Below are 14,106 nucleotides of genomic sequence, written 5' to 3'. Positions count from 1 at the left end.
GAGACGGCCTCGTGATGTCCAGAGATGTCGCCTCTAAATCTGGCCGGGAAAAATAGGCTGAAAACACCGATCGCAAAAGTGCTCGATCTGAGCCAGCGACGAAAGATTCGTAGTCTCCTGGGCTTCAAGACACCTCCAAAATTCTAGCGCGAGCCTATATAAAAACCTGCCAACCGTCCAGTTGCCCACGATGCCTGCAAATTAAATCCGCCCGTATATCCATCGATATCGAGAATTTCTCCGGCAAAATACAATCCGTGACAAATCTTTGATTCCATCGTCTGCGGATCAACTTCTTCCAACTTCACACCACCAGCCGTAACAAATTCATCACCCGCACCTCTACCGATAACCGTTAACGGAATAGCTTTCAGCCACTCAACGCACCGCGTCACATTCTTTTTACTCACTTCAGCCGCATGCACGCCGCTCACAATATGCAATTCTTTTACAACAATTTCAGCAAGCGACTTTGGAACCGTCATTGCCAATACATTCAAAAAACTCTTTCTCCCGGCATGCGTGACTTTCTCCTCGATCGTCGCCACAAGTTCATCTTTAGATGAATCAGGAAACAAATCTATTTCAATCTTCAGCGGTTCCTCCTTGTCATATTTCTCAAAAGCCACCTGCGATGAAAGCGCAAAAACCGCCGGCCCGCTTACGCCTTTATGCGTAAAAAGAAACGGGCCTGTAAATGAATACTCTTTATCGCGCTTGGTACGGAATTCGGCTTTCTCAAAGGAAAGCCCTGAGATTTCCGCCGTCCATGTCTCATACGTAAAAAACGCATTCAAACTTGCCGCAAGTTTCGTGATCGAATGTCCGAGTCCCATTGCAAAAGCATATCCATCTCCTGTCGATCCCGTATGTCGATACGCCTGCCCGCCCGTCGTCAAAACAACCGCATCAACATCCAGCGATCCTCCTTCTTTAAAATTCAAACGAAATTCTTCGCCATTTTTCTCAACCGATTCCACGGAATGCTTCAACAAAACCTCGACATTCGATGAACGAAACATCTTTTCAAAAACCCCGACAATATCCCTTCCATTGTCTGATTGCGGAAACACGCGATTATCTTCCTCATTTTTCAACGGCACGCCATGCGCCTCAAACCACGCATACACTTCCGCTGGAGGAAAATGATACATCGCTTTTGATAAAAACTTGCCGCCTCGCGGATACTTGGTCAGCACGGTTCGAACATCCTGAATTCCGGTCGTGACATTACATCGGCCACCACCGGAAATAATCACCTTCTTTCCCAAACCATCATTCCGCTCAACCAGAAACAGCTCCGTTTCCGGAGCTGTTTCCAATATCGTTGCGGCAGCCATAAGTCCCGCCGCTCCCCCACCCACAATTCCCACTCTCATGATTATGACGATGATGCGTGACTATAATTAATAATCCGCCAAACGCTTGATCAACGGATGCTGCTGAATCTTTTCAAGCGCCTTTGCTTCAATCTGACGAATACGCTCGCGAGTCACATCAAATTCCTTACCCACTTCTTCAAGCGTATGCGATACGCCGTCGGTCAAACCAAAACGCATCTCAAGAATCTTCTGTTCACGCGGATTAAGATCTTTCACGATTTCACCAACGTAATCCTTCAAAAGCTGCAACGCCGCAGCACGATCCGGCGTGACGTTCTTCACGTCTTCGATAAAGTCCTCAAGCGTTGAGTCTTCATCGTCATCACCAACGGATGTTTCAAGAGAAACCGTGTCTTGAGAGATCTTGATAATATGACGCACCTTCTCAAGATCCTGTCCCATTTCTGCCGCGATTTCTTCTGGCAACGGTTCACGGCCAAGCTCCTGAATCAATTCACGTTCAACCTGCTGGAACTTGTTAATCGTTTCCACCATGTGCACCGGAATACGAATCGTACGCGACTGATCAGCCAAAGCACGCGTAATCGCCTGACGAATCCACCACGTGGCATACGTCGAGAACTTGAAACCTTTACGATACTCGAATTTCTTAACCGCACGGAACAAACCAATATTTCCTTCCTGAATCAAATCGAGAAGTGAAAGTGATTTACCCGTAAACTTCTTGGCGATAGAAACGACAAGACGCAAGTTCGCCTCGATCAAAGCTTTCTCGGCTTCCTTATCGAGCTTCTCCTTTCGTTTCGCAAGCGCAACTTCCTGCTCACCCGTAAGCAACGGAATCTTACCAATCTCACGCAAATACATCTGAATCGAGTCGGCCGTCAAAAGCTCGGACGGATCAATGCGTCCGCGGCGTTCATCGCCAGCGCTGTGAAGCGTCTGCATGATTTCTTGTCGCTCTTTTCCACGACCAAGAATTCCTTCCTTCTGCTCTACCATTCCAATACCAGCCGCATCGAGACGATCGATGAAGGCTTCGTACAAATCAACATAATCCTCAACTTCCGGAAACGCATACAAGACCTCGTTCTCGGTCAAAAATGCGCGAGAGCGGGCCTTATCAAACAACTTATCAATAACTTCCTGAGACGGCGGAGCGCTCTTCTGATAGGCGACAGGCTTTTTGCTAGCCTGAGGCTTTCCCATCGGCTTCTTGCCACCCTTCTGAACAATTTTCGGAGACTTCTTTCCCATCACCTTCTTTTTTGGAGAAGGCTTGGTCGGGTGGAACTTCTTTTTCATTTTTGAGGCTGAACGTGACTTAGCTGGCATACAGAGCCGAGCCGCGGATATTCTCCGACGGCCGAGCGATTAATTGAGTGCGTTGAAGCGTTTCAATAGCTCGAGTATTCGAGGTTGATCGCCAACGCGCTCTGCCTCTCTCATTTCATGTTCGACCTGCAGTCGCTCTCGTTTCTTGCGTTGCAAGCGGAGCGTTCCTGCCGCCGTCTTTAGTTCGCGCTTGAGCTCCTCAAGCGTTTGTCCCTGGTATTCGCGTTCAGCCAAGAAGGCTAAAGCGTCGAAGTTCTTCGCCTCGTCCGGCGTCAGGGTGACCGGAGGGCGGATGGTTTGGTTGGCCAAGGCCAAATCCGCTTTCACGGATACCTCAGGATCATAAGCGTTTTGAAGCATTCCGTAAAGAGTTGCGAGTCCCGGGTCTTCAAAATCCTCAGGTTTTATCATTTCCGACGATACCGCCGCCCTCCACAGCTCCGGCCGATAAATCGCCATAGCAAACAGCCTTTTTTCATGGTCCAGGCTATTATCATTCCCTAATCGAGCCGGCGCGGCATCAACTTGCTGCTTCTTTTGCGGCTGTATTCCAGGCTTTGGCTGTGTTGCCGCTGGAACTCTTACCATCGCATCCCTAAGAGCCTGCTCGCTCGTATCGATGTCTTTAGAAAGCTTCTTGATCCAATGATCGCGTTCAACAGGATCAGCAATACGCTTAACCTCCGTCAGCACATCTTTTGCAATAAGCTTTTTATCTTCCGGATTTGCACTTGAACGATTTCTAAACGCATTTCGATAAATCCACTCCATGATTCCAACCGCGTCTTTAATCGCCTGCTTCCACAATTCCGGATTCTTCCGCACGGCATCATCCGGATCTTTTCCAGCCTCCGGCGGCAGCGTAATCACCTTAATATTAAAATCTTGCGCACGCGCCAAATCAAGTCCGCGTAACGTTGCGGCATTACCGGCATTGTCCTGATCAAAAGCAATCGCCAAATTTGTGGTAAAGCGCTTCAGCAAAGCAAGCTGCTCCGTCGTCAGCGCCGTTCCGCTAGAAGCCACAACCTGCGTCACGCCAAATTGATGCGATCCAACCACATCCATATTCCCTTCAACAATCACCGCAACGTCTTGCCGTCGAATCTCCCCCTTCGCCTTATCCAATCCATAAAGCACCGCAGATTTTCGATACACGGAAGTCTCGGGCGTATTCACATACTTCGCCTCTTCTTTTGAGTCCGTGAGAATTCTTCCTGTAAAACCAACGATATTCCCATGCACATCTGCAATAGGAAACATCAATCGATTCCTGAACCGATCATAAACACCCGTCCCCTTCTCACGCTTCCCGACAAGTCCTGCAAGTAACATTTCAGCTTCTGTTACTTCTTTCGATGCAAGCGCCACCGTTAATGCATCCCACGATTCAGGCGCATAACCGATTTGAAAAAGATCAGCCGTTAAATCATCGACGCCGCGCTTGGCCAAATACGCACGAGCATGATCGGCTGTTGGAAGATTTTGTAGCGAAGCACGAAAAAATCGCATCGCGATATCATTCACTTCATGCAAGCGTTTTCTCTGCGAAGCTTTCTCCCCATCGTATTTAGGTAGGACAACACCCGTCTTCTGCGCGAGATGTTCAAGCGCCTCGCGAAACTCCATTCCTTCCATCCGCATCACAAACGAAATCGAATCCCCTCCCTGATCGCATCCAAAACAATGCCAGCTCTGACGCGGACGGGAAACGTAAAAAGAAGGACTCTTCTCGTTATGGAAAGGGCAATTAGCTTTAAACGCACCGGAACCACCCGGTTTTAGCGGGATATATTCACTAACAACATCGACAATATCGAGTCGTCCTTTGATGTCCTGCACAGCATCCATAGCCCCTATCTAAGCGTATCCGAACAAAAAGCGAAAGCCCCGATCCAACTACGATTGACACATCACTCAACAATACCTATCCTCGAGACCCGAGGAACGCATGGACTTTGTCTGTTGTTTGATCGGTTTCTACATCTACCTGCAAGTTGCCATCATCTTCAACTCCTGGAAACTCCTCAAGTGGGACGATCCCAAGTGGGCTTGGACGCACAAAGACAACAAGCCAGAAGGCCTGCGCAGTTTCTGCCTTGCCTGGCTGTTCATCACCCCTTTTGCCCTGTTCCTCGACGTCGCAATCCTCGCGACCGCAGGTCAAATGCTGATAACGGGTGAGTGGGTCAGAATCATCAATGCTTTGCCCTTTCTCGTGATCCTCTTCGCCTCGACCTACACCAAAGCCCAGTTCATCCATATGTGCTGGCTCACGTGGTCGGTCGAGCGTTTGAAGGATCGCGCAAAGAAAGACTGAAAAAGGCCTCCCGCTTCTAGGGAGGCCTTATTTGTTATACGCTCCAGCTTTTAATGTCTTTCATCGCAAAATGCCGATCCTCATTCTTCGCTACATCCAAAGCCTCAAGCAACCATTGCTCCTCCGGATGCCATTCCGTCGCTCCAAACCAAATCTTTTTTGGAATTATTTTACGCTCGGCTGTTTCGCCGCGGTAATTGGTGTAGAAAATAGAAACGATATGTTCGGACATATTGTTAGCATTTAGAAATGCTCGCTTAGCAAGTTTCAAAGCAGACGCATCGCTAAAAAGTACTGATGATATCAATCATTTTTTGATTCAAATCCAAAATTTTCTCCGTCATCTTCAAGTCTGGTTGGAGCCTCGCATGAATCGACTTATTCCGATCCTTATAAACTGCCAGCCACTCACTCCAAAGTTCATTATCAATCTCATGCACAGTCTTGCCGGTCACCTCTTTGAGCAGATCCTTGAGTCTATCTTTTGTATTGTAAGCATTCTCTAGCTTAGCTTCAAAATCTTGGACAGCAGAACCTTGTGAACTTAATCTCGCGTATAAAAACTCTTCTATAAAAACATCAAGCGCTTTGAAAGACTCGACGACAGCTAAAAGATTCGCACCGCTCTTCATAGAACCTAGCGCTTGAAGCGCTAGTAATGCATGTAACGGCGGCTCTGTACCCGCTTCAGCAAGATCATGAATTTTTTCAATTTGTTCCTCAGGGAGATTCATCTCAGCAGTACCGATATTGAGTGGCATCGGATAATAACCTGAGTTTATTGAAAAAAAATAGACATTATCAATCGAAAGAGTATTGAGCCGTCCAATATAGGATCTATTCGCCACATATCTGTAAATATCTAAAAACCGATTTACAATATCCAAGCAATCACCATGGAGCTTCTTGTGAAAATTTGATAACTCCTTGTCGATTTCCTCCTCATTACGAACATTTGTTTCTAACATTATCGAAATTCTCGAATATCTATAAACACCACTTTCATCTTCTAGTTTCTCAGAATTCTTGACATTGGACGGCGGATCCCATCCAGCCTCAAGTGCTAACGGATACCGCGGCGTAATAACTTGCGAATTCTTAAAAAAAGTCGAGGAGCCCTCTGTATATAAATCGGCCACGCTCGACTCCTTAGCGTGCAATGTCCATTGTTTATTCAGGACAAGTCGTGCTTTTACGCCATTCTTTGTAACCGCCTTGTAAGAAAAGTTTTGAGGCAGGTACAGACAATACGGCAGCCTGACTTGGACAAGACAATCGCCAAAAAATGGTTTCTCAACCTTATCTACAAACGAATACGAAGAATAAGTATTTGTTATTGACGAACCCTTCGTTAAAGAAATGTCTTGAAGTTCTTTCAGGATTTCATTCTTGATTACTCCTTGCTCCGCTGTCGTGAGTTCACGTTCCAGCATAAAAGCTTTTTTAAATACTTTCTCCTTCTCAAGACCGTCTTTAGCATCCTGGAATACGGCAAACGCACTAAAAATAGCTTTCTTCATATCACCTCGTCCTCCCATGTCTCACCCTCTTCTCCACTTTCTTCTTCTCCTTATCCGGCAAAGCCGAAGTCTTTGATCGCTTTCTAATTTCTTTTTCAAGCTGCATCACCTCATCACGCAAAATCGCCGCAAGCTCAAATTCCAAATTCTTCGCAGCCTCCTTCATCTCCGACTCCTTCTTCTTCAAAACCGTTCCCAAATCATGAGTCTCTCCTGAAAGTTCCAGCTTCAAAATCTCCTTCACATCCTTTTCCGTCACCGCCAATCCCAACATCAATCGCAAATCTTCTTGCGCCTTGATAATCGTCTTTGGCGTAATCCCATGCAACTTGTTATACGCAAGCTGTTTCACACGACGACGTTCCGTTTCTTTCATCGCACGTTCCATCGAACCCGTAATCTCATCGGCATAAAGCAACACTTGTCCTTTCACGTTACGCGCCGCACGACCAATCGTCTGAATCAACGACGTCTCCGATCGCAAGAAACCTTCCTTGTCCGCATCCATAATCGCCACCAGCGAAACTTCCGGAAGATCCAAACCTTCACGCAGCAAGTTCACACCAATGATGACGTCATACGTTCCCTTTCGAAACTCCGACAAAATCTCCAAACGTTCGATCGTCTCGATATCGCTATGAATGTAGCGTACCTTAAACCCACGTTCTTTCATGAACTCGGTTAAATCTTCTGCCATCTTCTTGGTCAATGTCGTCACCAAGACACGCTCCTTACGCGCAATAACCTCCGGCATGCGATTGGTAAGCAAATCCTCAACCTGACCTTTATATCCCTTCTTATCCGGCGTAATCGGCATCACGATAATCTCCGGATCAACAAGACCCGTCGGACGGATAATCTGCTCGACAATCTGTGCGCTATGCTCCAACTCGTATTTCGCCGGCGTCGCTGAAACAAAAATCACCTGCTTCATCTTTTTCTCCAATTCCGTAAATCGCAAAGGTCGATTATCCGCCGCACTCGGCAATCGGAATCCATGCTCAATCAGCGATTGTTTACGCGACTTATCACCCTCATACATTCCACCAAGCTGCGTCGTTGTGACGTGCGACTCATCGATCACAAGCAAATAATCCTCCGGGAAATAGGAAAAAAGCGTATCCGGCGCCTCACCCGGCGGTCGGCCGCTCAAAGGTTGCGAATAATTTTCAATACCATTGCAATAACCGAGCGTCTCCATCATTTCCAAATCGTATTTGGTTTTACGCTCCAATCGCTCCGCCTCCAGCAACAATCCCTTTTTCTCAAACCATTCCAAACGCTCTTTCAATTCCTTCCGAATCGTCTCGATCGCACGCGTACGCTCTTCTCCAACCGTAATAAAATGTTTCGCCGGAAACACCCAAATATCTTCCTGCTCGCGCAAGACTTTCTTGGTAAGCGGATCAATCTTCTCGATACGCGACACAATTCCACGCGGCGCTTCAATACGATAAACAACTTCCTCGTTGGCCGGCATCACCTCCAATACTTCACCTCTCGATCGAAACGTTCCACGCAACAAATCCGCCGACGTACGCGTAAACTGCATCTCAATCAATCGATTCAACGTCCCTTCACGCGAAACATCATCGCCAAGTTTTACGCGCAGAACCGTATTCTCATACGCCTCCGGTGCACCAAGACCATAAATACAAGACACGGTCGCCACAATCAAAACATCTTTACGCGTAATCAACGCTTGCGTCGCATTGTGTCGCAATCGATCAATCTCCTGGTTAATCGTCGCTTCCTTCTCGATATATGTATCAGATCGCGCGATATACGCCTCCGGCTGATAGTAGTCGTAATACGAAACAAAATACTCTACGGCATTATCCGGAAAAAAATGTCGGAACTCATTACACAACTGCGCCGCCAACGTTTTATTGTGTGCGATGACGAGGGTCGGCTTCTGAATACTCTCGACAACGTTTGCAATCGTAAATGTCTTACCCGTACCCGTAGCACCAAGCAGCGTCTGGAATCGATACCCTTTCTTCACGCCATCAATCAATTGCTTAATAGCCTCTGGCTGATCACCCGAGGGTTCGTAGTTTGATTTGAGGATGAATTTGTTGAGCATATATCTTCCCCGCTCGTGTCACCCTGCCAAGGGGGACAGACTCACGCTACGCGTGGGTCAGGGGGTCCAACGGGCTGGGCCCACTGCGCTGCCGGACCCCTCTGCCAGCCTTCTGGCTGTCTTCTCCCCTTGTCAGGGGAGAACGCTACGGGAGTGTGCTGCGGATCTTGGCTAAAACCATCTCAATATTGCACAAAATTTCCTGATTCGTAAACCTCAAGACAGTCAAGCCAAGAGAATTAAAAAACACCTCTTTCTCATAATCTCGCTTTTGAACATCCGGCTGAAGATGAACGCTTCCGTCTATTTCTATTACCAGCTTCGCATTACGACAGTAAAAGTCCGCAATATACTGCCCGATCCCATGCTGACGACGAATCTTAGTACCTAGCTGGCTTCGAGAAACATAATACCAGAGCTTGTGCTCTGCTTGAGTCTGATTTCTTCGCAGGCTAGCTCGCAAGTGATTCTGCCAAAGCGGGTTATGTAATGCCACCCTCTACTCCGTTCCCTTTTTCCCAAACCTTGTCAAGCCTTTTTTCTGTTTCCAATCAAACAATATTGCGATAACAAACCAAACAAATAGAAAATTACACAAGAGCACCGGAATGAAATCTGGAAACAACCACCATCTCGAAGAATCAACTATAGCCAAATAGATAGCCGTGAGAACACTAGCGAATAACAAACCAGGTAAAACCATCAATATACTCACTAGCGGAGTGAGTAATATAAACACCGCCGCAAGAGTATGGTAGATAATAGAACCTAGCAAACCAACAGTGACGCACTTAAACCATCTCCATCCCTTGATTTCTTTCATATTTTAAGTATACTCCGCCCCATGCTCGACTGGAAGCAACTCGCGCGTCCCATCGTCGCCTTGGCACCCATGGCCGACATGTCGGACCTCCCCTTTTGTCTCGTCTGTAAAGATGAAGGCACGCCTTTGATGTTCCGCGAAATGGTCTCTTCGGAAGCCATCGTACGTCTTAATCCCAAGACACTCAAGATGGCGAGTTTTGATGAACGCGAGCGTCCCCTCGTCCAGCAAATCTTCGGCGCTAACCCAGACACGATGGCAGAAGCCGCCCGCATCATCTACGACCGTTTCAAACCCGACGCCCTCGACATCAACATGGGTTGTCCCGTTTACAATCTTGTTTCCAATTTCAACGGAGCCGCTCTCATCAAAGAACCGGATCGTGCCGCCGAGATCGTCCGCAAAATGAAAGCCGCTGTTCCGATTCCCGTCTCCGTAAAAACGCGCCTCGGCTGGATTCAAGACACCGACTGTTTGGAATTCGTAAAAGTCGTAGCCGATGCCGGCGCCGACCTGATCTCGATGCACGGCCGCACGCGTGAGCAAGGTTATTCTGGAAAAGCTAACTGGCATCGCATCGGTGAAGCTCGCAAAAACGTCGCCCATCTCCCTTTTCTCGTGAATGGCGATATCGTCACGCCAGAACTAGCCCGTGAAGCGATGGACATCGCCGGCGCAGACGGCGTTCTCATCGGACGCGGCGGTCTTGGTAATCCGTGGTTTTTCAAACAAGTCGAGCACTATCTCAAAACCGGCATAAAACTTCCGGAAGTCACAATGCAAGACCGCATCGGCACAGTCCGCAAACACGCGCGTCTCCAAGTCGAGCATTACGGCGAGCGCGGTCTTGTAAAACTCCGCAAACATCTCCCATGGTACTTTAAGGGAATGAATACTGGTGACCTAAAATCCAAATTAGTCCGCATCAATACCCTTGCCGAGCTTGATGAAGCGCTCGCGTTGATCAACGAACCGCAGGTTGACGGACGGGCCAATTTAGCGTTAGCGTAGACCGGCGATAACCTGGAGGAACCCGTGGGAATCTACTCCCTTTTCTCGCGACTGCGTCGCATCATCCGTGACTCCGTCGAGCCTTTTCCGGAATCCGAGAAAACGGAGACCGGAATCCGGCCCAACGTCGAAGGACTGAAAGATGATAGCGACATCATCGCTTTTATCCGGAAGCACTCGGAGCACAAGGACATCGTCATCAAAGCGATAGCAAGGATTCGCAATCAACTGAGATTGCAACTCATTGCCCTCGATCCGGACCAGGTGCCGTATATCCGCGTTGCGGCACTCGGACACATCGATTCAACCGGCGACGACCTGCGCATCCTCATCGCGCGCAGCGATCGCGACCCTGCGGTCTGCATCGTAGCCATCCAAACCCTGCACGACAGAAGGCGCGCGCAAGAAGCTCGCGACACCATTCACGACGTCGTCAGGCTCTTCCTCGCAGGAGAATCCCATGCCGAGTCGTGACAAGGAATTCCGAGCCTTCATGGTCGCCAAGATGAACGTGAAGGAGGAGAAGCGCAAAGAAGCGATCACCAAGATCGTACGCAAAGGCCTACTCATGCGACTCGTGCTGGAATGCGACTTCCTGGACGCACGACTCGCCGCAATGGAGAAACTCGACACCTACGACATTCGTAAAACAACGGGTGAAGAATATGCCTTCTACCTCAAGTTGGCAATGAACGAGAAGGTGGCCGAGATCCGCCGCATTGCCTCCAACCGTCTCGATCCCGCGGACCGCAACAAGCTCACTGGCTCGCCGTTTGCAGACATGCGTCTCACGGTCGCCCAGATAACGAGCTCGCGCGACACGCTCATCCGCCTTCTCGTCGATCCTGACGAACAAGTCAGGGCAACGGCAGAAAAGAGCCTCAAAAAGAAAAACTTGCGAGAAGATATCGATCCTCGCTCAATCAACTGAACGACGAACCCCGCCATCTCTGGCGGGGTTCTACTGTTTCTATAGGTCTGGCAAGAATTGCTGCGGGTCTACCGGAATACCATTCTGACGCACCTCAAAATGCAAGTGAGGACCTGTCGATAATCCCGCGCCCTGGTCTCCCGGCCTTCCACCCGAATAACCGATAATATCTCCGCGTTCAACATACGTATCCGGTTTTGCTACAAAGCTCTTTAAGTGCGCATACACCGTCGAGATTCCGCCCGGATGAATAACCATGATGTAGTTTCCATACTGCGTTCCCGTTCTATTAAACGCGATATAGCCGCCTGCCGCCGCCCTGATCGGCGTATTCACTGGCGCCGGCAAATCGATTCCCGGATGCTCAAACAATTTCCGGAACGGGTAACTCGGATCATGGAATGTCGCTGAGATGCGCTTGGCCGATAAAGGCCAATTCAGCAAAACATCGCCCCGCGCTAACGCCTTATCAATATCATCAAGTTTATCTTTCAGCTGATCTTCCAAACGCGCCGCATCATTGGCTTCTTCCTGCTTCTGCTGGCGGAGTTCAAACAAAATACGCTGGAACTCCGTCTCTTTATCCTGCGTCTCTGCCAGCAGCGATGATTTGGCACCTTGATCGGACTCAAGATTCTCCTGTTCTTTTTGCAGCTCCGTCTGCTGGCTCTGCAAAGAAGCGCGATACTGCTCGGTCTCTTTTTGTTTTGCTTCCAATCCGGCCTTCAATTCACGCACCGCCTCTGTCGCGTTTGTCAGATCACCTTCCACGCGCGAAAGCTCATCCATGCGCGTAAAAAATTCCGAGAGCGATTGCCGCGCCACAAACGACTCAAGCAATCCAACGCTCTGCGCATCCTGCATTTCCGCGATAACTCCGGCGAGAGCATCGCGTCGTCGCTGCAAACGCTGTTCCTCGGATGTAATCTGGACTTTCAAACGCTGCAATTCAAGCGTGGCCAAATCGATCTGACTACGCGTACGTTCAATAGCCAGCTCCTTCTCAAGAATACGATTTTCCAAAAGCGCGAGTTGATTTTGCAAAGACGACTGTGCCGCATTCTGCTCCTCGATACGGGATCGATATTTTCCGATCACGCCGTCAATTTCCTTAATACGTCTCTCCTTCTGTTTAACCTGGGAATTCAGCGCATCAATCTCCGTTTTAATCGTTCCATCCTCCTGCGCAATAGCAAGTCCCGGCACAAGCAGTGCCACGATATTCAATCCGGCGACAAGATGACGAAACTTCACGCCAGCTATTATGCCATTTTTTGCAAACCCGCGTCGAGACGTACCAAACCCATGTCTTTTCCGGTAACAAACAGCAATTCAAACGGGCTCGGCGATTTCTCGCGTCCAGACAAAGCGACACGCAGCGGCCACAACGTATCGCCATTCCCCCAGCCTTTTTCTGCGATCCAAGCACGCGTCTCCTCTTCCATCTTGGCCACATCACCAAACCAAGCCTCATCTTTGGACAAAAGATACTCGCGCATCGCTACCAATCGCTCTTTTGCTTCTTCCGGGTTGGATTTCTTCCAAACCAGCATTGGCGATGTATACGGTCCTAATTCGATCGTCTCGCGAATCGCCTCTGGAGCATCCGATAATTTCGCCAAACGATCGCGTACGATATGTGCAGCGCGTTCCGCCAAAATTCCTTCCGGCAAAAACCCGCCCTTACGCAATCGCTCAAGATAATCCTCGACAGGCAATGCTTTAATATAGTGGGCGTTCAACCAATCAAGTTTCTCCGTATTGAACACAGCACCGCTCTTATTCACCTTGGAAATCTCAAAAAGCGTAGCCAACTCTTCCTTTTCATACACTTCACGATCCGATGTCGGATTCCAACCAAGTAAAGCCACAAAGTTGATCAGCGCTTCCGGCAAATAACCCTTGGAAAGATAATCTTCAACCGCCACATCACCTTGTCGTTTGGACAACTTGGATCGATCGGCATTCAAAAGCAAAGGCAAATGCGAATATTCCGGAGACTTCCAACCCATGGTCTCAAAAATAAACAAATGCTTTGGCAAACTGGAAAGCCACTCCTCGCCACGAATGACATGGGTGATTTCCATATCATGATCATCACAAGTTGCCGCTAAATGATACGTCGGAAATCCATCAGACTTGATGATGACCTGATCATCGACCTGAGCCCAAGGAATCTCAACATCACCACGAATCAAGTCATGCATCTTGATCGCGCCCTCCGTCGGAACTTTCAATCGGATAACATGCTCATCACCAACAGCCGCACGATTCTCCGCCTCAACCTTGGACAGCGATCGGCAATGACGGTCATACATGATCGGTTGTTTCAACAATTGCTGCTGCTTACGCACCTCATCAAGACGCTCCGCCGTACAAAAACAATAATAGGCAGCATCTTTCTCTATCAGCTCATATGCGTAAGCCAAATGCTTCTCACGACGCGCTGATTGCAAATACGGTCCATACATTCCCTTGTCGACAATATTCGCACCCTCAACAGCGACGCCTTCGTCCGGAGTCAATCCGCAAGCCGCAAGCGATCGGTACAAATTCTCGATCGCACCCTCAACATAACGAGAGCGATCCGTATCCTCGACGCGCAAAATAAATGTCCCGCCATGTCGGCGCGCAAACAACCAGTTATAGAGTGCCGATCGCAAGCCGCCGATATGCAAATACCCGGTCGGACTTGGGGCAAAACGGACGCGTACAGGAGAAGCCATAGTTTTGCTAA

The 14,106-nt window shown here is 48.8% G+C and carries 14 protein-coding genes; 4 read left to right on the top strand and 10 right to left on the bottom strand.

Annotation, left to right across the window (positions count from 1 at the left end; all coding sequences use genetic code 11):
• Window positions 1-143 precede the first annotated feature (143 nt).
• From IPH19_00305 to IPH19_00295, 3 genes are read right to left on the bottom strand one after another with little or no spacing between them, the layout of a single operon-like run.
• Window positions 144-1,373, bottom strand: coding sequence for an aminoacetone oxidase family FAD-binding enzyme (locus tag IPH19_00305; GenBank protein ID QQR60903.1), 1,230 nt, complete (start codon window positions 1,371-1,373; stop codon window positions 144-146).
• Between the two features lie 33 nt (window positions 1,374-1,406).
• Window positions 1,407-2,678, bottom strand: a complete 1,272-nt coding sequence (locus tag IPH19_00300; GenBank protein ID QQR60902.1) for a sigma-70 family RNA polymerase sigma factor — start codon at window positions 2,676-2,678, stop codon at window positions 1,407-1,409.
• 39 nt (window positions 2,679-2,717) lie between these two features.
• A complete protein-coding gene (locus IPH19_00295; GenBank protein QQR60901.1) occupies window positions 2,718-4,529 on the bottom strand; it encodes a DNA primase in 1,812 nt (603 codons plus the stop codon).
• Between the two features lie 100 nt (window positions 4,530-4,629).
• On the opposite strand from IPH19_00295, the gene IPH19_00290 reads away from it, so the two are divergent.
• Window positions 4,630-4,998, top strand: a complete 369-nt coding sequence (locus IPH19_00290) for a hypothetical protein (protein QQR60900.1) — start codon at window positions 4,630-4,632, stop codon at window positions 4,996-4,998.
• A 34-nt stretch (window positions 4,999-5,032) separates the two neighbouring features.
• On the opposite strand, the gene IPH19_00285 is transcribed toward IPH19_00290, so the two are convergent.
• The 5 genes from IPH19_00285 to IPH19_00265 form a co-directional block, all read right to left on the bottom strand.
• Window positions 5,033-5,230 (bottom strand): hypothetical protein, encoded by a 198-nt coding sequence (locus IPH19_00285; protein ID QQR60899.1) that lies wholly within the window; start codon window positions 5,228-5,230, stop codon window positions 5,033-5,035.
• A 52-nt stretch (window positions 5,231-5,282) separates the two neighbouring features.
• Window positions 5,283-6,518 carry a hypothetical protein gene (locus tag IPH19_00280; GenBank protein QQR60898.1) on the bottom strand — a complete coding sequence of 412 codons (1,236 nt, stop codon included), beginning with the start codon at window positions 6,516-6,518 and terminating at the stop codon, window positions 5,283-5,285.
• 1 nt (window position 6,519) lies between these two features.
• On the bottom strand, window positions 6,520-8,604 hold the full coding sequence (gene uvrB, locus IPH19_00275) for an excinuclease ABC subunit UvrB (GenBank protein ID QQR60897.1): 2,085 nt from the start codon (window positions 8,602-8,604) through the stop codon (window positions 6,520-6,522).
• Between the two features lie 145 nt (window positions 8,605-8,749).
• Complete coding sequence (locus IPH19_00270; GenBank protein QQR60896.1) at window positions 8,750-9,100, bottom strand: DUF559 domain-containing protein; 351 nt, start codon at window positions 9,098-9,100, stop codon at window positions 8,750-8,752.
• Window positions 9,101-9,103: 3 nt separating this feature from the next.
• Entirely contained in the window at window positions 9,104-9,427 is a 324-nt protein-coding gene (locus tag IPH19_00265) for a hypothetical protein (protein ID QQR60895.1), read from the bottom strand.
• A 21-nt stretch (window positions 9,428-9,448) separates the two neighbouring features.
• Between IPH19_00265 and dusB the strand changes: the two genes are divergently transcribed.
• The 3 genes from dusB to IPH19_00250 are packed head-to-tail and all read left to right on the top strand — an operon-like array spanning window position 9,449 to window position 11,369.
• Window positions 9,449-10,438 carry a tRNA dihydrouridine synthase DusB gene (dusB, locus tag IPH19_00260; GenBank protein ID QQR60894.1) on the top strand — a complete coding sequence of 330 codons (990 nt, stop codon included), beginning with the start codon at window positions 9,449-9,451 and terminating at the stop codon, window positions 10,436-10,438.
• A gap of 24 nt (window positions 10,439-10,462) precedes the next feature.
• Complete coding sequence (locus tag IPH19_00255) at window positions 10,463-10,912, top strand: hypothetical protein (protein QQR60893.1); 450 nt, start codon at window positions 10,463-10,465, stop codon at window positions 10,910-10,912.
• On the top strand, window positions 10,899-11,369 hold the full coding sequence (locus IPH19_00250) for a hypothetical protein (GenBank protein QQR60892.1): 471 nt from the start codon (window positions 10,899-10,901) through the stop codon (window positions 11,367-11,369). Before IPH19_00255 ends, IPH19_00250 begins: the two co-directional genes overlap by 14 nt.
• A gap of 39 nt (window positions 11,370-11,408) precedes the next feature.
• Here IPH19_00250 and IPH19_00245 read toward each other — a convergent pair whose 3' ends face one another.
• On the bottom strand, window positions 11,409-12,623 hold the full coding sequence (locus IPH19_00245; GenBank protein QQR60891.1) for a peptidoglycan DD-metalloendopeptidase family protein: 1,215 nt from the start codon (window positions 12,621-12,623) through the stop codon (window positions 11,409-11,411).
• Between the two features lie 8 nt (window positions 12,624-12,631).
• Window positions 12,632-14,095, bottom strand: coding sequence for a glutamate--tRNA ligase (locus tag IPH19_00240; GenBank protein QQR60890.1), 1,464 nt, complete (start codon window positions 14,093-14,095; stop codon window positions 12,632-12,634).
• Window positions 14,096-14,106 lie beyond the last annotated feature (11 nt).

The organism is Candidatus Uhrbacteria bacterium, from assembly GCA_016699205.1.
In the GTDB taxonomy this organism is placed as follows: domain Bacteria; phylum Patescibacteriota; class Patescibacteriia; order 2-12-FULL-60-25; family 2-12-FULL-60-25; genus CAIXDN01.
Note: the sequence above shows the minus strand (reverse complement) of the source record. Positions and strands in the feature narration are given on the sequence as shown.